Here is a 19,889-nt window from a genome sequence, read left to right on the forward strand (position 1 = left end):
CAAGACACTGGTCGGGCTTCTGAGTCACGGGAACCTTCCACATGTAGGGGCAGAAAAAAGGGGCTACATTATGCCGCCCAGAACCTCTTGTAGCAATGCGCGCTTGTCGCGCAATCGGTAACAAAATTCCGTCACAAAAAATAACGCCGCTCTCCAGCCCAGTAAAACCGGGGCCTCCAGCACAGTCAATTTTTCGACAAGTGTTAGACGATGTCTGTAACCCTCCGTAACACCACTCGATTTCGGCACTACATAACCCTCAAAAAAGTGCTCTTTTTTATGGTTACCACTACATTTCGTGCAAACAGCGAAGATAGACACAGTCTGCAACTGACAGGCAGCACCGGACGCCGCTACAATTACCGACTTTGTCGCAACGCCTGGAGCTCAACCTTCCGTGCCTGTTCTGCGTCTACCGCTTCTCCCTGCCGCGGCAGGTAAACAGCATTGGGGCAACTTGCCCGGTGCCGCCCTGAGCCTGGCGATTGCCGAGGCTGCCAGCGCTGCCAAGCGCTTCACCCTGCTACTGACCGCCGACAGCCAGAGTGCCGAACGGCTGGAACAGGAGCTGAGTTTCTTCGCCCCGGATTTGCCCGTTCTGCATTTCCCCGACTGGGAAACCCTGCCGTACGACCTGTTTTCGCCGCACCAGGACATCATTTCCCAGCGCATCGCCAGCCTTTATAGACTGCCGGAGCTGGAACATGGCGTGCTGGTGGTGCCGATCACTACGGCCCTGCATCGACTGGCGCCGACCAAATTCCTGCTCGGCAGCAGTCTGGTGCTGGATGTCGGTCAGAAGCTCGACGTCGAACAGATGCGCACGCGGCTAGAAGCCAGCGGCTATCGCTACGTCGACACGGTGTACGAGCACGGCGAATTCACCGTGCGCGGGGCGCTGATCGACCTGTTCCCGATGGGCAGCAAACTGCCGTATCGCATCGACTTGTTCGACGACGAAATCGAAACCTTGCGCACCTTCGATCCGGAAAACCAGCGCTCCATCGACAAGGTTGATTCGGTCAAGCTGTTGCCGGCCCGTGAGTTCCCGCTGCAAAAAGATGCGGTCACCCGCTTCAAGGCGCGGTTCCGTGAGCGCTTCGACGTCGACTTCCGGCGCTGCCCGATCTTTCAGGACTTGAGCAGCGGTATCACGCCCGCCGGCATCGAGTACTACCTGCCGCTGTTTTTCGACGAAACCTCGACCCTGTTCGATTACCTGCCGCAGGACACGCAAGTGTTCTCGCTACCAGGCATCGAGCAGGCGGCGGAAAACTTCTGGAACGACGTGCGCAATCGCTATGAGGAGCGCCGCGTCGATCCATCGCGCCCTCTATTGCCGCCAGCCGAATTGTTCCTGCCGGTGGAGGACTGCTTCGCCCGCCTGAAGAGCTGGCCGCGAGTGGTCGCCAGCCAGCAGGACGTGGAAACCGGCGTCGGTCGCGAACGCTTTCCGGCCCAGGCACTGCCGAATCTGGCCATCGAAGCCAAAGCCACTCAACCGCTGGCAGCGCTGTCGAATTTCCTTGATGAATTCCCCGGACGCGTGCTGTTCACCGCCGAATCGGCGGGGCGTCGCGAAGTCTTGCTGGAGCTGCTCGAACGCCTGAAGCTGCGACCAAAAACCGTCGACAGCTGGCCGGATTTCGTTGCGAGCAAGGATCGCCTGGCGATCACCATCGCGCCGCTCGATGAAGGCTTGATGCTGGACGATCCGGCGCTGGCGCTGGTCGCGGAAAGTCCGCTGTTCGGGCAACGCGTGATGCAGCGTCGCCGTCGTGAAAAGCGCGCGGATGCCAACAACGACGCGGTGATCAAGAACCTCACCGAGTTGCGTGAAGGCGCGCCGGTGGTGCATATCGACCACGGTGTCGGCCGCTACCTGGGCCTGACGATTCTGGAAATCGACAATCAGGCTGCCGAGTTCCTCACCCTCGAATACGCCGAGAACGCCAAGCTCTACGTGCCGGTGGCCAACCTGCACCTGATCGCCCGCTACACCGGTAGCGACGATTCGCTGGCCCCGCTGCACCGTCTCGGCTCGGAAACCTGGCAGAAAGCCAAGCGCAAAGCCGCTGAACAAGTGCGCGATGTCGCCGCCGAACTGCTCGACATCTATGCCCGCCGCGCCGCTCGCGAAGGCTACGCGTTTGCCGACCCGAAAGCCGATTACGCGACCTTCAGCGCCGGTTTCCCGTTCGAAGAAACGCCGGATCAGCAGTCGACCATCGAAGCCGTGCGCGAAGACATGCTCGCGCCGAAACCGATGGATCGACTGGTCTGCGGCGACGTCGGTTTCGGCAAGACCGAAGTGGCCATGCGCGCGGCGTTCATCGCTGTGCACGGCGGCCGTCAGGTGGCGATTCTGGTGCCGACCACCCTGCTCGCCCAGCAGCATTACAACAGCTTCCGCGACCGTTTCGCCGACTGGCCAGTGACCGTGGAAGTGATGAGCCGCTTCAAATCCGCCAAGGAAGTGAACGCTGCGATCGCCGACCTGGCGGAAGGCAAGATCGACATCGTTATCGGCACGCACAAGCTGCTGTCCGACGACGTCAAAATCAAAAACCTCGGCCTGGTGATCATCGACGAAGAACACCGTTTCGGTGTGCGCCAGAAAGAGCAGCTCAAGGCCCTGCGCAGCGAAGTCGACATTCTCACGCTGACTGCCACGCCGATTCCGCGCACGCTGAACATGGCGGTGTCGGGCATGCGTGACCTGTCGATCATCGCCACGCCGCCGGCGCGCCGCCTGTCAGTGCGCACCTTCGTCATGGAGCAGAACAAGAGCACGGTCAAAGAAGCTTTGCTCCGTGAACTGCTGCGCGGCGGTCAGGTTTATTACCTGCACAACGATGTGAAGACCATCGAGAAATGCGCCGCCGACCTCGCCGAACTGGTCCCGGAAGCACGAATCGGCATCGGCCATGGGCAGATGCGCGAGCGCGAACTCGAACAGGTGATGAGCGACTTCTACCACAAGCGCTTCAACGTGCTGATCGCCTCGACCATCATCGAGACCGGCATCGACGTGCCGAGCGCCAACACCATCATCATCGAGCGCGCCGACAAGTTCGGCCTGGCGCAACTGCACCAGTTGCGCGGTCGTGTCGGCCGTAGTCACCACCAGGCTTACGCTTACCTGCTGACACCGCCACGCCAGCAAATCACCTCGGACGCGGAAAAACGTCTGGAGGCGATTGCCAACACCCAGGATCTCGGTGCCGGTTTCGTCCTGGCGACCAACGACCTGGAAATCCGTGGCGCCGGCGAATTGCTCGGCGATGGCCAGAGCGGGCAGATTCAAGCCGTGGGCTTCACGCTGTACATGGAAATGCTTGAACGTGCGGTGAAGTCGATCCGCAAGGGCGAGCAACCGAACCTCGATCAACCGCTCGGCGGCGGCCCGGAAGTCAACCTGCGGGTGCCGGCGCTGATTCCGGAAGACTATCTGCCGGATGTGCATGCGCGGCTGATTCTGTACAAGCGCATCGCGTCGGCCACCGACGAGGAAGGTTTGAAGGATCTGCAAGTCGAGATGATCGACCGTTTCGGCCTGCTGCCGGAGCCGACCAAGAATCTGGTGCGCATCACGGCCTTGAAGTTGCAGGCCGAACAGCTGGGCATCAAGAAGGTCGACGGCGGCCCGCAGGGTGGACGCATCGAGTTCGCCGCGCAGACGCCGGTCGACCCGATGACCCTGATCAAACTGATCCAGAGTCAGCCGAAACGCTACAAATTCGAAGGCGCCACCATGTTCAAGTTCCAGGTGCCGATGGAGCGCCCGGAAGAGCGCTTTAATACTGTAGAGGCGCTGTTCGAGCGCCTCATCCCGAAAACTGCTTGAAGGACGCCGCATGCGCCTGTTTCGCTCACTGACCCTGCTACTCACTTTCGTAGCACCGATGGCGTTTGCCGATGACCTGTATCAGGTCGAAATGATTCTGGTCCGTCAGAACGCAGTTCCGGCCATTGTCAGCCGCGCTGCGCCGGAAGACTGGGCTGCCGGCGCTCAGCGCCTGGCCGATGACAGCCAGCGCACTCCGGCGCTGAACGACGTCGCCAACAAACTCACCGCCAGCGGCGAATACAGCGTGTTGCTGCACAAGGCCTGGCAACAGACCCTCGGCGAGACACCGACCAAGGTGGCCGTCAGCGATGGCAAGGAACAGTTCGGCCAGTTCCCGATCGAGGGCACCCTGGAAATGAAACTCGGGCGCTTCACCGATGTGAATGCCGACTTCTGGGTGAACCAGATCGACGCCAACGGCATGGTCACCGCCAGCGAACGCCTGAAACAGGACAGCCACACCAAAAACGGTCAACTCAACTACCTCGATAACGGTCACCTGGCCCTGCTGATCAAGATCACTTCCCTGACGGCGCCTGCGCCACGGGAAGCGCCTGAAGCCATTCCGGACTGATCGAAGTCCTTATGTCCGCGCCCCTGAGTAAACCGTTGGCACCCTCCTGGGTCAGCCGATTCAAGGAACAGAGCCTGGAGCGTGGCCGCCGCTACGCCCTGGAAAACCGGGTACGCATCGCCCAGGTCGGCGATGCAACCATCACCGCCAGTTGCGAAGGCTCTGGCGGTAACGTCTACCGTCAGACCATTCACCTGCGCGAGTCAGCCAAAGGCACTTTGCTGCTGGTCGACGCCGCCTGCACCTGCCCGGTACGCACCAACTGCAAACATTGCGCAGCAGTATTGCTGCAAATCCAGGAAACCCTCGACTACCCCGCCGCCGCGAAAGACGCCGAACTGCTGGAAAAACTCCAGGCCGTACTGGAAAACCGCAGCCCGAAAGCGCCACCACAAGTGCTGGTGGACAACGTGCAGCCGGTGCCACGCCTGTGGCTGGCCAGTGTCGAGTTCAGCGCCTTCGAGCCGCGCAACGGCAAGATGCAGCGCTACATTCAACATCGCGCAGCGCTGTCGTTCAGCTATCTGGACGAATACGTCAGCGGGCAGAAGAACAGCGATATCCTGATTCGCCAGGAAATCCAGACACTGCGGATAAAACGCCATCCGGAAGTCGAACAGTCCTACCGGGAGCAGTTACGAATCCTCGGCTTCCGTATCGCCACCCGTCAGAGCAAGGCACTGCCGGAAAGTGCCGGCGAACTGTATGAGATGGTCAACGACAGTGCGTGGCTGACCTTCACTCTCAACGACCTGCCGAAGCTGCGCACCCACGGCTGGGAATTGCAGATCGACGAGGAGTTCGGCTTTGATCTGACGGCCGTGGATGACTGGTACGCCACGGTCGAACAGGCGCCGGAGCGCGACTGGTTTGATCTGGAGCTGGGGATCATCGTCAACGGCGAGCGCTTGAGCCTGCTGCCGATCCTGCTCAACCTGATGCGTTCGCACGCCGAGATTCTCAACCCGGAACGCCTTGCGCGCCGCCGCGATGACGAGCTGATTCTGGTCAATATTCCGCAGCGCAACAACGAGCACGGGCCGCTGCAAGTGGCGCTGCCACTCGGGCGATTGAAGCCGGTATTGGCAACTCTGGGCGAGTTCTACTTGCAGGAACCGGGTGAAACCACCCTGCGCCTGAGCAGGGCCGACGCAACGCGCCTTAACTCGCTGGAGGGCATTCCGCTGCTGTGGGAGGGCGGCGAGCAGATTCGCACGTTTGCTCAGCGGTTGCGTGACATTCGTGACTTCAGCACAGAAGCGCCAGAAGGCTTGAACGCGACGCTTCGCCCTTACCAGCTCGAAGGCTTAAGCTGGATGCAATCGTTGCGACAACTGGAAGTCGGCGGGATTCTTGCGGACGACATGGGTCTGGGTAAAACCCTACAGACCCTGGCGCATATTCTCAGCGAGAAAAACGCCGGACGACTTGATCGGCCCTGCATGGTGGTGATGCCCACCAGCCTGATTCCGAATTGGCTCGATGAAGCAGCGCATTTTACGCCGCAGTTGAAAGTGGTCGCGCTATACGGCGCCAGCCGCAAAAAGCACTTCGACAATCTGGCTGATTTTGATCTGATCCTCACCACCTACGCTTTGCTGCCCAAGGATGTCGAGATTCTGGCCAAACAGCCGCTGCACGTGTTGGTGCTGGATGAAGCGCAATACATCAAGAATCCGAACAGCAAAGCGGCGCAGGCAGCCCGCGAACTGAATGCCCGCCAGCGCCTGTGCCTGAGCGGTACACCGCTGGAAAACCACCTCGGTGAATTGTGGTCGCTGTTCCACTTCCTGCTGCCAGGCTGGCTCGGTGACGTCAAAAGCTTCAACGCCGATTACCGTGTGCCCATCGAAAAGCGCGGCAGCGAAGTCAGACTTCAGCACCTCAATGGTCGGATAAAACCGTTTCTGCTGCGCCGCACCAAGGAACAGGTTGCGACTGAACTCCCGCCGAAGACGGAAATCATCCACTGGGTCGATCTCAACGAAGCCCAGCGCGATGTGTACGAAACCATGCGCCTGGCGATGGACAAGAAAGTCCGCGACGAGATCACCCGCAAAGGCGTGGCGCGCAGTCAGATCATCATTCTCGAAGCCTTGCTGAAGCTGCGTCAGGTTTGCTGTGATTTGCGCCTGGTCAACGACGCCACGCTGCCCGCCCGCGGCAGCACGTCGGGCAAGCTCGATAGCTTGATGGAAATGCTGGAAGAATTGTTCGAGGAAGGTCGGCGGATTCTGCTGTTTTCGCAGTTCACGTCGATGCTGTCACTGATCGAAAACGAGCTGAAAAAACGCAATGTCGCCTACGCGCTGTTGACGGGCCAGACCCGTGATCGGCGCACACCGGTGAAGGAATTCCAGAGCGGCAAGCGTCAGATCTTTCTGATCAGTCTGAAGGCTGGCGGTGTCGGCCTGAACCTGACCGAAGCGGATACCGTGATTCACTACGACCCGTGGTGGAATCCGGCGACCGAGAACCAGGCCACCGATCGCGCGTATCGGATCGGCCAGGAAAAGCCGGTTTTCGTCTACAAGATGATTGCCCGGGGCACGGTGGAAGAGAAGATTCAGCATCTGCAAAGGGAAAAGTCCGACCTCGCAGCCGGCGTGCTGGACGGGCGCAAGGCTGGAGACTGGAAGCTGCAGAACGACGATATCGAAGCATTGTTTGCACCGTTGCCGGATAAGCTCGACAAGCGCTGAGATCTGCTTTTTCAGATAAATAGCCATCGCAGGCAAGCCAGCTCCCACAGTGATTTAGGGTTGAACACTATTTTGTGAACGATACGAAACCTGTGGGAGCTGGCTTGCCAGCGATGGGGCCCTCCGATAATGGCCTCAGATTTAGGTAATCAATCCTTGGAAACAGGCAACGGCGCAAACAGCGCCTCAATGTCGCTCTGCTCCAATTTCCAGCCACCCGTCGTTCCGCCCTCAAGCACCGCTCCGGCCAACGCCGCTTTCTCCTGCTGCAACGCCTGAATTTTTTCCTCTACAGTGCCTCGTGCAATCAACTTGTAGACGAACACCGGGTTGTTTTGCCCGATTCGATACGCCCGATCAGTGGCCTGATTTTCCACCGCCGGATTCCACCAAGGGTCGAAGTGAATCACCGTGTCCGCAGCGGTCAGGTTCAAACCGGTACCTCCGGCCTTCAAACTGATCAGAAACAGCGGCACCTTGCCGCCCTGAAAATCCTTCACCGGTGTGCGTCGATCCGTGGTTTCGCCGGTCAGCAGCGAATAGCCAATGTCACGTTGCTGCAATTCTTCCTCGATCAAGGCGAGCATCGAGGTGAACTGCGAAAACAACAGGATCCGGCGACCTTCGCTGAGCAGCTCTTCAAGCATTTCCATCAAGCTGACCAACTTGCCACTGCCGGAGCGCAGCGCCTTCGCCGTCAGCGGCATGTTGATCAGGCGCAAGTCGCAACAGACCTGACGCAGCTTGAGCAATGCATCAAGAATGATGATCTGACTGCGTGCCACGCCACTGCGGGCAATTTCGTCGCGCACTTTTTTGTCCATCGCCACACGAACGGTTTCATAGACGTCGCGCTGGCCGTCGCTGAGATCGACCCAATGGACAATTTCGGTTTTCGGTGGCAATTCAGTGGCGACCTGATCCTTTTTGCGGCGCAGCAAAAACGGCTTGATGCGCGCTGTCAGGTGCTGCATGCGCTGAACATTGCCGTGCTTCTCGATTGGCGTGCGGTAATCGCGATTGAAGGACTTGCTGTCGCCGAGCCAACCGGGCATGAGGAAATGAAACTGCGACCAAAGCTCGCCCAAGTGGTTTTCCAATGGCGTGCCGCTCAGGCACAAGCGCTGGCGGGCCTGCAAGGCGCGCGCGGCCTGCGCGGCTTTGCTGAGCGGGTTCTTGATGTTCTGCGCTTCGTCGAGAATCAGCACGCTCCACGTCTGCGGCTGCAAGGCCTCCAGATCCCTCGGCAACAACGCGTAAGTGGTCAGTACCAAATCGTACTCAGCCAGATCAGCGAAATCCTTTTGCCGCCCCGAGCCGTGCAGCGCCAATACTTTCAACTGGGGGGTGAAACGCTCGGCCTCGTCGAGCCAGTTGGGAATAAGGCTGGTCGGCATCACCGCCAGTGCCGGGCAATCGAGGCGTCCGGCGTGTTTTTCCGTGAGCAGATGCGCCAAGGTTTGCAGCGTTTTGCCCAGACCCATGTCATCGCCCAGAATGCCGCCTACTTCAAGCTCGCGTAGGGTTTGCATCCAGTTCAGACCTTCGAGCTGATACGGGCGCAGTTGCGCGTTGAGGCCGGCCGGCGCAGCGACGTGGGTGTGACTGGCGTTCTGCAGGCGCTTGGCAAAGGTGCGCAGCCGCTCGCCACCCTGCCAATCCAGCGAGTACGCCATCGAGCAGACTCAAGCGCGCGGCGTCCGGGACACTCAAGCGCAGTGCATCGCCCTGATGAGCGCCCAGGTACAACTCGCCCAGCGTGGCCATCAGCGGTTTGACCCGACTGAGCGGCAGCGCGACCTTGGCGCCCGATGGGTCGCCAAAACCGCTGGGCTTCAGTTCGATCAGGAGTTTTTCGTCATCGCTGCGTTGTGCCAGATTGACCGGGTCAAGCAAGCGCGGCTGGGTGCGCAACAAGTGCAGAAGGATTGGTAGCAAACTGTAGCGCTGGCCATTGACGACAATACCCAACTGCAAATCAAACCACTGATGGCCAGCCTCTTCCTCGACCTCGGCGTACCAATGCTCGACTGGCTGCACATTGAAATGAAAGCCGGGACTGATCTCGACTTCCCAGTTCAAGGCGCACAGCGTGGCAAGCCCTTCGTGCATAAACCCGAGCCAGGCGGAATCATCCGGCAACGTGAACATCTCGCCGGGACGATCCAGCGAACTCTTGCGGGTGGCTTTCTTGAAGCCGTGCTTTTGCAGAATCTGGCGCAGTTTCTTTTCCACCGCAGGCTGGCGTTGAATGCGCTGGGTTTCGGTACCGTTGAGGATCATTACTTCCGGGTTGCGATCCACCGTCGGCTGGCCGTTGTAGGTAAACACCAGAGCGGCGCGGTGCTCAAGAACGTATTCCCAGCGCGAGCGCTCCCGACCGCTGACGAGGGTGAGTTGCGGCTGCGGAAGTACGTCGTCGATGACTCGTTCGGTCAGTTGGTGGGGCGGCGGGATTCTCGTTGCGGCGCTCATGCGATGACTGAACTGCATGGCCTGACGCGCCGGAATGTCAGGCGCCAGAGTCAAATGACTGGCCAGTTTTTCTTCCAGCTCATTGAACAGAGGGCCAATCTGCCGCTGTTCACGATCCAGGTAATAAAGCGGCTCCAGCGCCAGCACGGTTTCCTGCGCTGCCTCGGCACTGCTCCACTGCGCGCGGAACCCGCCGTCGGCCTGCTCGGCCCAGGCGAACTGGCCTATGCGTTTCGCGCCCGGCACCAACGGTCGCAAATCCACGAAATCGAGGAAAAGCCGCGAGGTGCGCAGGAGCATTTCCAGCAGTTCGACACCGCTGCTGCCTTCCAGCGGATAGCCGCTGTAATAGGCGTGGTGCGAGTGCATGGCAACCAGCAGCCTGGCGACGCGCAGATCCAGCTCGGACAGGTAGCCGGGCTGACGCGTGAGCATTTCCGCTAGCGAATACATCGGTTTGACTTCGCGTAACTCGCCGCTCTTAAGCTGGGAGACCTTGAAAATATCGAGCAGCCACTTGCCGCTCACTGACGTTGGCTTGAGCTTGTAAAACAGGCGCGTGCCTGCGGTTTGCGCGCCTTCTTCAGCGGGCTTGGCCGGCACGGGGATGGTCGAAAGCCAATGTTCCAGCGCCCGCCCCAACTGGATCTGTGCGTCATTTTCAGACGCCTCATGATCACTGCCCTGCAGGTGATAAAGCACCGCAGCGCAGTGCTTGCAGTCGATTGCGACAGGACAGGTGCACAGGCAACGCAAGTTGACGGAACCCCGCCGATCTTCGGACAGGTAAATGGTTTGTTCATACGCCTGATCTTCCGAGCCGACGCAGAACGCCTCGATCTTCCTGTCATCGATCGCGATGATCTCTACCCGATCACCGGCGGCATAAGCCCGAGCCTTGACCAGGGCATTGCTAGTGAATGCCCGAGCCCAGGCCAACGACTTAAGCTGTTCGATGAGAATGCTCATGGGCAGTCCCTAGCCAGCCAGCACCCGCGCCAACGTCGACTTCACCTTGCCCATTCCGTCATGCAACGCCTGCTCGATTTCGGCCATGGTGATCACTTCCGTGGTCTTGCCCGCTGCCGGATTCACCACCAGCGCCAGACACGCATAATCCAGATCCAGCTCTCGGGCCAGCGCTGCTTCCGGCATGCCGGTCATGCCGACGATGTCGCAGCCATCTCGTTCCAGACGCATGATTTCGGCGACCGTTTCCAGGCGTGGGCCCTGGGTGCAGGCATAAACGCCCTGATCGCTGTACTCGCAGCCTTCAGCAGCCACGGCGGCGATCAACTGCTGACGCAGCGGCTCGCTGTAGGGAAAGCTGAAGTCGATGTGAGTGACGTGTTCCAGATCATCGGCGAAATAGGTGTGCTCGCGACCGCTGGTGTAGTCGACGATCTGATGTGGCACGCAAAAATGCCCGGTGCCCATGGCTGAGTGAATGCCACCGACGGCATTCACCGCGATGATCGCTTCGGCGCCGGCCTGCTTCAACGCCCACAGGTTGGCGCGGTAGTTGACCTTGTGCGGCGGGAAGCGATGCGGGTGACCGTGACGGGCGAGGAACAGCACTTCCTTGCCGGCGTATTCGCCAATCTGCACTTCGGCGGAGGGTGCGCCATAAGGCGTATCTACCGCCAGCGATTGGCGAATGCTCAAGCCCTCAAGCTGAGTCAGGCCGGTGCCACCGATGATTGCGTAAACCGTCATAGCGAAAAATCCTTAATCAATCAGTTGAGCGTCTTTGAGCGCGCCGATGGCGGTGAGCCAGCGCGGATCCTGACGGTAATCGGTGCTGGCAAACGACTGGCCGCGCATGCGGGCGATACGCGCAGACGGCTTGACTTTCATGCGTTGCACGGCGCTCAGGGCCAGTTCGGCAGCGGCGCGGTCGTTGCACACCAGGCCCATATCGCAACCGGCGCTGAGCGCCGCCTCGATGCGGCTGGCAGCATCGCCGACCACATGGGCGCCAGCCATCGACAGGTCATCACTGAAGATCACACCGTCAAACTGCAATTCGCCGCGCAGGATGTCCTGTAACCAGCGCCGGGAGAAGCCGGCTGGCTGCGAATCGACTTGCGGGTAAATGACGTGAGCCGGCATGACGGCGGCCAGTTGCTTGCTGAGTCTGGCGAACGGCACGAGGTCGTTGGCGCGGATCTCTTCGAGACTGCGCTCGTCGTTGGGGATGGCGACGTGGGAATCGGCCTCGGCCCAGCCATGACCCGGAAAGTGCTTGCCGGTGGCAGCCATTCCTGCGCTGTTCATGCCGCGAATGAACGCCCCGGCGAGCAGCGCGGCACGTTCGGGATCGCCCTCAAAGGAACGGGTGCCGACCACGGCGCTACGCTGGTAATCGAGATCCAGCACAGGTGCGAAGCTCAGATCGAGCCCGACTGCCAGCACTTCGGTGGCCATGATCCAGCCACATTGCTCGGCCAGATACTCGGCATTCGGATTGTCGGCGATGGCGCGCATGGCCGGCAGACGTACAAAGCCCTGACGCAGACGCTGCACGCGACCGCCCTCTTGATCCACCGCCAGCAGCAGATCCGGGCGAACCGCGCGGATCGCCGCGCTCAGCTCACGCACTTGGCGTGGGTGCTCGATGTTGCGGGCAAAAATGATCAGGCCACCCACTTCGGGCTGACGCAACAATTGGCGATCTTCAGCCGTCAGCCAGGTACCGGCGACGTCCACCATCAACGAGCCTTGCAGGCCAGCAGTCATAGAGATTCCTTGAAAACTAAAAACCCGATCCGCACGAAATCGCCACCGAGGGCGGCGCCCGGCAGGTCGGCGATATCGATGGAGAACGGGTTCAGAACGAGAGTCGGCATGGGCGGCTAGCTTAGCGGATACAAGCTGCCGCGCCCACCCGTGCGCGGTTAAACCTTGGCGGCTACCGGCGTTGACTTGCTGCGGGGCCGCAGTTGCGCAGTCGCCATGGCCGCATCAGTGACACCAGTTTCGGCTCGCATGCCCGCAGCGAGGAACGGCACCATCAGGCGCATGACCTGCTCAATGGAGGTGTTGACGCCAAAATCGGTCTCGGCAATCGCACGCAAGGCCTTGATGCCGGACATGCTGAACGCTGCGGCGCCGAGCATGAAATGCACGCGCCAGAACAATTCGATAGGAGGAATGCGGGGTGCCGCTTCGTTGACCAGCAGCATGTAGCGACGAAACACCTTGCCGTACATGTCTTCCAGATAACGGCGCAAGTGGCCCTGGCTCTGGCTGAACGCGAGGCCCAGCAAGCGCATGAAAATCGACAGATCGTTGCCGCTGCGTGGTTGAACCACGAGGGCCTGTTCGACGAGGATTTCCAGCAGCTCTTCCAGAGTCGGCTTGTTTTCAGGCTTGGCCTGACGGCGCTCCAGCTCTTTGTCGAGGCTGATGCAGAACGGCCCGAGGAACCGCGAAAAAACCGCCTGAATCAGCGCTTTTTTCGAGCCGAAGTGGTAGTTAACCGCTGCCAGGTTGACGCCAGCCTTGCTGGTGATCAAACGCAATGAGGTTTCAGCGAAACCTTTCTCCGCGAACAACTGCTCGGCAGCATCAAGAATGCGTTCAACGGTTTCCGACTGGGCCATGGCTACTCCGCCTGACAAACACTTGTTTGAAACATACGTTTCAGCCTGTGCGTTGTCAAGCCTGCCGGTTCGTTTTGGGAATGGTCGGTCAGCTATTTAACCACACAAGGTCAACGCATTAATAAGCCGATAGGTCGACCGTCCGGCGGCGTGCAAAAAAACGAGCATTGCCAAGACCGCTTCACTGTATATAATCCCAGTCACTGTATAAAAAGACAGAGCGATCATTATGCTAAAGCTGACGCCACGCCAAGCCGAGATTCTGGCCTTCATCAAACGTTGCCTCGAAGACAACGGCTACCCGCCAACCCGCGCGGAAATCGCTCAGGAGCTGGGTTTCAAGTCGCCCAACGCGGCGGAAGAACACCTCAAGGCACTGGCCCGCAAGGGCGCCATCGAAATGACCCCTGGCGCTTCTCGCGGCATTCGCATCCCCGGCTTTGAAGCCAAGCCCGACGACTCTACCCTGCCAATCATTGGCCGGGTCGCTGCCGGTGCACCGATCCTCGCCCAGCAGCACATCGAGGAATCCTGCAACATCAATCCAGCGTTCTTCCACCCTCGCGCCGACTACCTGCTGCGCGTGCACGGCATGAGCATGAAGGACATCGGCATTTTCGACGGCGACCTGCTCGCTGTTCATACCACTCGCGAAGCACGTAATGGTCAGGTTGTCGTCGCCCGTATCGGCGATGAAGTGACCGTCAAACGCTTCAAGCGTGAAGGTAGCAAAGTCTGGCTGATTGCCGAAAACCCTGAGTTCGCCCCTATCGAAGTCGACCTGAAAGATCAGGAACTGGTGATCGAAGGCTTGAGTGTCGGCGTAATCCGCCGCTAAAGGAGGCTTTATGCAGTTCCCACACACCCCTCAGCAAACACAACTGCCTTTATTCGAAGCGTTTCTGGCGCAACCGATGGCGCCGATCCTGAAAGATGTGGTCGAACGCCCCTGGAATGCCGAACCTGAAGTATTCAGTGAGCTGTCACTGCGTGGTGCGACCGGGAACTGCCTGAACCTGCTGGCCCCGATCCTTCGCGAACTGAGCGACGATCAGGACGCACGCTGGCTGACACTGATCGCGCCGCCTGCCAGCCTGACCCAATCGTGGCTGCGCGATGCTGGCCTTAACCGCGAACGTATTTTGCTGCTGCAACCGCGAGGCATTCAAAGCGCTCAGCAACTCGCTTGCGAAGCCTTGCGCCTGGGTCGCAGCCACACAGTGGTCACCTGGCTAAACCCGTTGAACACAAGTTCACGGCAACAACTGATCAGCGCTGCACGCATGGGCGACGCTCAAAGCCTGAACATTCGATTGGGTTGATTACAAGTTAAGCGCGCTGTGTGAAGCGCAGGGCTTCTCCAAGGACAGAGAAGCCGATCTGAAGCGGTCTCGACAAGAACCTGAAGCAGCCGGGAATCAATGAAGAACCCGCGGCCCCTCTTCTTTATCGAACTCACCCTCGATCATCCGGCCTGCCATCTGCACGCCGACGCTCAGCATCGCCTTGGCGATTTCCACATGCTGACCCTGCAGGAATGTCTTGGCATCCTCGGAGAAATCCAGAGTCACCAGAGAACCCTCGTCCTCAGCCCTGCGCAGTTCGATTCGGCCGTCGGGTAACTCGACAATTTCTAGAAAGGACGTTGGCATATAGGTCTGTTCTCCACGAAAGGCAGGGATTATATAGACATCAATCAGGCTTCGCTCGGGATCTTGACCAGCAGCATGTTTCAGATTGCCACCGTGTCAATCGCCCTCAGCACTCGTTCAAGCCTTCGCGGAAACGTATTGCCAGACCTTTCAAGTTCTGCCGCCAGCTCTCCAGTTCCTCTCGACTCAGCTCTTGCGGCGCCTCTTCTTCATCCAGATTGACTGCCTGAATCAACGGCTGCGTGACGTCGCCCTTTGGTTTGTGTGGCACCCGTGGTGGCTGAAACATTGCCGAGTGTGCAGCCAGCAGTTTTGCCAGCCAGGTTTCAGAGTTGCCCGCCAACTCAACCATTTCGGCCAGTTCGGGAATCGCAATCGACTCCAGCACTTCACGCGTCAGCAGCATCTCGGCCCGTGGCGCATTGGCTTGCGGCAGACGATAAAAACCCGCGATCTCATGGCAAAGACCCAGCAAGGCACCGTACAGGTGAAACAGCGCCGATTCACGCCCGGCCTGAATCAACGCCAGAGAATTCATCGCCCGCCCCTCTTCAGCGCGAGCCAAGGCTTCGAGCGACAGGCCAGCGAAATAGATCTTCTGATTGGTACGGGTATAGAGTTCGTGAGCCATGACGGCGCTCTCCACAACGAAATAATTGCTTCACACAGGTCGGACAGTGTCATGGATCAGCCGATCCCACCGCAAGCACAAAACAAAAAGGCCGCATGAAAACCCGAAGGTTGTCATACGGCCTTTTCAGTACCTGACTAACGCTTACTCGGCCTTGGCCTTCGCACTGCGCTTGTCTTCAACCGTCCACTTGCCACCGTCGAAATACGCCTTCCAACCGGTAGGCTTGCCGTCGACTTCAGTCTGCACGTACTGCTCCTTGGTCTTGCGGCTGTAGCGGATCACAGCTGGCAAACCATCAGGATCCTTCTGCGGCGCATCGCACAGGAAGTGGTACTTCGGATCGATCTCATCCTTGTGCGGCAGAATCTCGATCACCAGTGGAGCACGGGTCTCACGGTTTTTCGGGAACTGACTGGCCGCCAGGAACAGGCCGGACGCACCGTCACGCAGGATATAGGTGTCGTTGACCTTTTCGCATTTCAGCTCAGGCATCTTCACCGGATCCATCTTCGGCGGCGCCGCATCACCACTCTTCAGCAGTTTGCGGGTGTTTTTGCACGTCGGGTTGGTGCAACCGAAGAACTTGCCGAAACGACCAGTCTTGAGCTGCATCTCGCTGCCACACTTGTCGCATTCCAGGCTCGGACCTTCGTAGCCCTTGATGCGATAGCTGCCCTCTTCGATTTCGTAGCCGGCGCAATCCGGGTTGTTACCGCAGATGTGCAGCTTGCGCTTCTCGTCGAGCAGGTAGGCGTCCATCGCCGTGCTGCAGATCGGGCAGCGATGCTTGCCACGCAGTACCAACGATTCCGACTCACCTTCGTCGTCCGCCGCGATTTCGTCGCCCGGCACCAGGTTGACCGTGGCCTTGCAGCGCTCTTTCGGCGGCAGGCTGTAGCCCGAGCAACCGAGGAAAACGCCGGTCGAAGCAGTACGGATCTGCATCGGACGACCGCAAGTGGTGCACGGAATATCGGTCATGACCGGCTGGTTGGCACGCATGCCATTTTCCGGATTTTCGGCTACTTCGAGTTTCTTTTTGAAATCGCCGTAGAACTCGTCCAGCACGTTTTTCCAGTCGCGCTCGCCCTGAGCCACGTCATCGAGGTTCTCTTCCATGCCGGCGGTGAAACCGTAGTCCATGAGGTTCGAGAAGCTCTCCGACAGACGCTCGGTAACGATGTCGCCCATCTTTTCCGAGTAGAAACGGCGGTTGTGCAGGGTAACGTAGCCGCGATCCTGGATGGTCGAAATGATCGCTGCGTAGGTCGAAGGACGACCGATGCCGCGTTTCTCCATTTCCTTGACCAGGCTGGCTTCGGAGTAACGGGCCGGCGGCTTGGTAAAGTGCTGGGACGGATCAAGCTTGATCAGCTTCATCACGTCGCCCTGCGCCATGTCCGGCAAAACGTCGTCATCGCCAGGCTTGGCAATCTGCGGCATCACGCGGGTGTAACCGTCGAACTTGAGGATACGGCCTTTGGCACGCAGCTCGAAGTCACCAGCGCCGACGCTGACCGTGGTCGACAGGTATTGCGCCGGTAGCATCTGGCACGCCAGGAACTGACGCCAGATCAGCTCGTAGAGACGCTCAGCATCACGCTCCATGCCCGTCAGCTTGCTCGGGATGGTGTTGGCGTCAGACGGACGAATCGCTTCGTGAGCCTCTTGCGCGCCTTCTTTGCTGCTGTAGACATTCGGCGTTTCCGGCAGGTACTTCTTGCCGAATTCGTCTTCGATGTAAGCACGTGCCATCGTCACGGCATCGGCCGAGAGGTTGGTCGAGTCGGTACGCATATAAGTGATGTAGCCGGCTTCGTACAGACGCTGGGCCATCATCATGGTTTTCTTCACGCCGAAGCCCAGGCGATTGCTCGCAGCCTGTTGCAAAGTGGACGTGATGAACGGCGCCGACGGCTTGCTGCTGGTCGGTTTGTCTTCGCGCTTGACGATGCTGTAGCTGGAAGCCTTGAGCTTCTCCAGCGCGGCCATGGCCTGAGCTTCGTTCAGCGGCTTGAAGGCTTCGCCCTTTTCGCGAGCGACTTCGAAACGCACGGTCGAGCCTTTGGTGGTGCCGAGATCGGCATGCACTTCCCAGTACTCTTCCGGGTTGAAAGCACGAATTTCGCGCTCACGCTCGACCACCAGCTTCACGGCAACCGATTGCACGCGACCGGCGGACAGGCCACGGGCGATCTTCGCCCACAGCAGCGGCGAAACCATGTAACCCACAACGCGATCGAGGAAACGACGCGCCTGTTGTGCGTTGACGCGATCGATATCCAGCTCGCCCGGTTCCGAGAAGGCTTCCTGAATCGCCTTCTTGGTGATTTCGTTGAACACCACGCGCTTGTAGCGGCTGTCGTCACCACCGATGGCTTCGCGCAGGTGCCAGGCAATGGCTTCCCCCTCGCGATCCAAGTCGGTTGCGAGATAGATGGTGTCAGCATCTTTGGCGAGCCGGCGCAGCTCTTCGATGACCTTCTCTTTGCCCGGGAGGATCTCGTACTGGGCTTTCCACCCATGATCGGGATCGACACCCATACGCGAGACGAGCTGCTTGCGCGCTTTCTCTTTCGGCGAGAGCACCGGACCTTCGCCCGCAGCAGCCTTGCCGCGCTTGGCGGCTGGCTCTTTGCTGGCGCTAGCCGAACCGCTGGTGGGCAGGTCTCGGATATGGCCGATACTCGACTTCACCACGTATTGGTTACCCAGATACTTGTTGATGGTCTTGGCCTTAGCCGGGGATTCCACAATGACCAGCGATTTGCCCATGGATCAGAAAATTCCTGAATTCTAGAAGTGAAAGGCGGTTGGCGCCTGACGCGGCACCGCTATATATAGTTGATACAAGGTGAGGTCAAGCACAGGGTTCTGTGCGAACTCGCCTTATGCCCTGGAAAAAAGGCTCGGTTCGGCTTGCACCAAAGCAAAGCGTGGCACCTGCTCGCCGTCAACCTCGACCGACTCGAGAAACATGCTCAAGGGGCGAACCCAAAAGCCGTAATCGCCATACAGGGCTTGGTAAAACACCACTTCTTCTTCGGTTTCGGAATGCCGCGCAACACTGAATACGCGGTACTGCGGACCTTTGTAATGTTGGTAGAGCCCAGGTTGTATCGGCACGCTTCGGCCCTCACTCAAATTTTTTCAAAATAAAAACAAAATAAATCCACAAAAACAAAAACCGGGGCACTTGGCCCCGGCTTCCATCGACGAGACGCTTAAACGCGTTCGAAGACGGTGGAGATGCCTTGGCCGAGACCAATGCACATAGTGGCCACCCCGAAGGTGCCGCTATTCTGCTTCATCACGTTCAGCAAGGTGCCGGAAATACGGGCACCGGAGCAACCGAACGGGTGACCCAGGGCGATCGCGCCGCCGTGCAGGTTAACCTTCTCGTTCATCTTGTCGAGCACTTTCAGATCTTTCAGCACTGGCAGAGCCTGTGCAGCGAAAGCTTCGTTGAGCTCGAAGAAGTCGATATCGTTGATGCCAAGGCCCGCACGCTTCAGGGCTTTTTGTGTTGCCGGAACTGGACCATAGCCCATGATCGCCGGATCCACACCCGCCACTGCCATCGAACGGATAACTGCCATCGGCTGGATACCCAGATCCTGCGCACGCTGCGCCGACATCACGATCATGCACGAAGCACCATCGGTGATCTGCGACGAAGTACCGGCAGTCACGGTGCCGCCCTTTGGATTGAAGGCAGGCTTGAGGGCCGCCAGACTTTCCAGGGTGGTTTCCGGACGAATGGTTTCGTCGTAGTCGAACAGTTTCAGGAAACCGTTCTCGTCGTAGCCCTGCATCGGGATGATTTCGTCTTTGAACTTGCCTTCCACAGTTGCCTTGTGGGCCAGCTGGTGGGAACGCACGCCGAAAGCGTCCTGTTGTTCGCGAGTGATGCCGTGCATTTTGCCGAGCATTTCAGCGGTCAGGCCCATCATGCCCGAGGCTTTCGCTGCGTACAGTGACATGTGCGGGTTCGGATCGACACCGTGCATCATGCTCACGTGGCCCATATGCTCGACGCCGCCAACCACGAATACGTCACCGTTGCCGGTCATGATCGCTTGCGCAGCGGTGTGCAGCGCGCTCATCGACGAGCCACACAGACGGCTGACGGTCTGGCCAGCCGAAGTGTGCGGAATCTGGGTCATCAGCGACGCCATGCGCGCGATGTTCCAGCCCTGCTCCAGGGTCTGGTTGACGCAGCCCCAGATCACGTCTTCGACTTCAGCAGGATCGACCTTGCTGTTGCGTTCCAGCAATTTGCTGATCAGGTGCGCCGACATGTCTTCGGCGCGGGTGTTGCGGTGCATGCCGCCCTTGGAGCGGCCCATCGGAGTACGACCGAAGTCGACAATCACGACGTCTCTAGGATTCAAGCT

The 19,889-nt window shown here is 59.2% G+C and carries 13 protein-coding genes and 1 pseudogene; 5 read left to right on the plus strand and 9 right to left on the minus strand.

The window, feature by feature from the left end:
* Positions 1-397: 397 nt before the first annotated feature.
* The 3 genes from mfd to ACIONG_RS27030 are packed head-to-tail and all read left to right on the plus strand — an operon-like array spanning position 398 to position 7,126.
* Positions 398-3,847 (plus strand): transcription-repair coupling factor, encoded by a 3,450-nt coding sequence (mfd, locus tag ACIONG_RS27020; protein ID WP_401303764.1) that lies wholly within the window; start codon positions 398-400, stop codon positions 3,845-3,847.
* 10 nt (positions 3,848-3,857) lie between these two features.
* A complete protein-coding gene (locus ACIONG_RS27025; protein ID WP_315447539.1) occupies positions 3,858-4,424 on the plus strand; it encodes a CsiV family protein in 567 nt (188 codons plus the stop codon).
* 11 nt (positions 4,425-4,435) lie between these two features.
* Positions 4,436-7,126, plus strand: a complete 2,691-nt coding sequence (locus ACIONG_RS27030) for an SNF2-related protein (RefSeq protein ID WP_401303767.1) — start codon at positions 4,436-4,438, stop codon at positions 7,124-7,126.
* A 149-nt stretch (positions 7,127-7,275) separates the two neighbouring features.
* Here ACIONG_RS27030 and ACIONG_RS27035 read toward each other — a convergent pair.
* The 4 genes and pseudogenes from ACIONG_RS27035 to ACIONG_RS27050 all read right to left on the minus strand — a co-directional run bounded on the left by ACIONG_RS27035 (position 7,276) and on the right by ACIONG_RS27050 (position 13,206).
* Positions 7,276-10,570 (minus strand): annotated as a pseudogene (locus ACIONG_RS27035) (SNF2-related protein).
* Between the two features lie 9 nt (positions 10,571-10,579).
* Positions 10,580-11,317, minus strand: coding sequence for an S-methyl-5'-thioinosine phosphorylase (locus ACIONG_RS27040; protein WP_103305070.1), 738 nt, complete (start codon positions 11,315-11,317; stop codon positions 10,580-10,582).
* Between the two features lie 12 nt (positions 11,318-11,329).
* A complete protein-coding gene (gene nagZ / locus ACIONG_RS27045; protein WP_177431424.1) occupies positions 11,330-12,328 on the minus strand; it encodes a beta-N-acetylhexosaminidase in 999 nt (332 codons plus the stop codon).
* Between the two features lie 170 nt (positions 12,329-12,498).
* Positions 12,499-13,206 carry a TetR/AcrR family transcriptional regulator gene (locus tag ACIONG_RS27050; protein ID WP_007910473.1) on the minus strand — a complete coding sequence of 236 codons (708 nt, stop codon included), beginning with the start codon at positions 13,204-13,206 and terminating at the stop codon, positions 12,499-12,501.
* A 229-nt stretch (positions 13,207-13,435) separates the two neighbouring features.
* Between ACIONG_RS27050 and lexA the strand changes: the two genes are divergently transcribed.
* Together lexA and sulA are read left to right on the plus strand one after the other, a co-directional pair.
* On the plus strand, positions 13,436-14,044 hold the full coding sequence (gene lexA / locus ACIONG_RS27055) for a transcriptional repressor LexA (RefSeq protein ID WP_090284744.1): 609 nt from the start codon (positions 13,436-13,438) through the stop codon (positions 14,042-14,044).
* A gap of 10 nt (positions 14,045-14,054) precedes the next feature.
* Complete coding sequence (gene sulA, locus ACIONG_RS27060; protein ID WP_103305068.1) at positions 14,055-14,528, plus strand: SOS-induced cell division inhibitor SulA; 474 nt, start codon at positions 14,055-14,057, stop codon at positions 14,526-14,528.
* Between the two features lie 96 nt (positions 14,529-14,624).
* Here the strand turns inward: sulA and ACIONG_RS27065 are convergent, their stop codons facing one another.
* The 5 genes from ACIONG_RS27065 to fadA all read right to left on the minus strand — a co-directional run.
* Positions 14,625-14,858: a hypothetical protein gene (locus tag ACIONG_RS27065; RefSeq protein WP_008082203.1), complete on the minus strand. Its 234-nt coding sequence runs from the start codon at positions 14,856-14,858 to the stop codon at positions 14,625-14,627.
* Between the two features lie 106 nt (positions 14,859-14,964).
* Positions 14,965-15,489, minus strand: coding sequence for a DUF6586 family protein (locus ACIONG_RS27070; RefSeq protein WP_103305067.1), 525 nt, complete (start codon positions 15,487-15,489; stop codon positions 14,965-14,967).
* A gap of 144 nt (positions 15,490-15,633) precedes the next feature.
* Positions 15,634-18,267 carry a type I DNA topoisomerase gene (gene topA, locus ACIONG_RS27075; RefSeq protein ID WP_213026137.1) on the minus strand — a complete coding sequence of 878 codons (2,634 nt, stop codon included), beginning with the start codon at positions 18,265-18,267 and terminating at the stop codon, positions 15,634-15,636.
* Between the two features lie 114 nt (positions 18,268-18,381).
* Positions 18,382-18,618 (minus strand): DUF1653 domain-containing protein, encoded by a 237-nt coding sequence (locus ACIONG_RS27080; protein ID WP_103305065.1) that lies wholly within the window; start codon positions 18,616-18,618, stop codon positions 18,382-18,384.
* Positions 18,619-18,716: 98 nt separating this feature from the next.
* Positions 18,717-19,889 (minus strand): acetyl-CoA C-acyltransferase FadA (gene fadA, locus ACIONG_RS27085; RefSeq protein ID WP_401303772.1); only part of this gene is annotated, 1,173 nt, incomplete at its 5' end.

Source organism: Pseudomonas sp. NPDC087817, from assembly GCF_044742875.1.
Lineage (GTDB): Bacteria > Pseudomonadota > Gammaproteobacteria > Pseudomonadales > Pseudomonadaceae > Aquipseudomonas.

Excerpts from the sequence above, each read along its gene's own strand:
- lexA (WP_090284744.1), top strand. The coding sequence starts at position 13,436 with ATGCTAAAGCTGACGCCACGCCAAGCCGAGATTCTGGCCTTCATCAAA.
- sulA (WP_103305068.1), top strand. The coding sequence starts at position 14,055 with ATGCAGTTCCCACACACCCCTCAGCAAACACAACTGCCTTTATTCGAA.
- ACIONG_RS27030 (WP_401303767.1), top strand. The coding sequence starts at position 4,436 with ATGTCCGCGCCCCTGAGTAAACCGTTGGCACCCTCCTGGGTCAGCCGA.
- ACIONG_RS27025 (WP_315447539.1), top strand. The coding sequence starts at position 3,858 with ATGCGCCTGTTTCGCTCACTGACCCTGCTACTCACTTTCGTAGCACCG.
- topA (WP_213026137.1), bottom strand. The coding sequence starts at position 18,267 with ATGGGCAAATCGCTGGTCATTGTGGAATCCCCGGCTAAGGCCAAGACC.
- ACIONG_RS27065 (WP_008082203.1), bottom strand. The coding sequence starts at position 14,858 with ATGCCAACGTCCTTTCTAGAAATTGTCGAGTTACCCGACGGCCGAATC.
- ACIONG_RS27040 (WP_103305070.1), bottom strand. The coding sequence starts at position 11,317 with ATGACGGTTTACGCAATCATCGGTGGCACCGGCCTGACTCAGCTTGAG.
- ACIONG_RS27070 (WP_103305067.1), bottom strand. The coding sequence starts at position 15,489 with ATGGCTCACGAACTCTATACCCGTACCAATCAGAAGATCTATTTCGCT.
- ACIONG_RS27050 (WP_007910473.1), bottom strand. The coding sequence starts at position 13,206 with ATGGCCCAGTCGGAAACCGTTGAACGCATTCTTGATGCTGCCGAGCAG.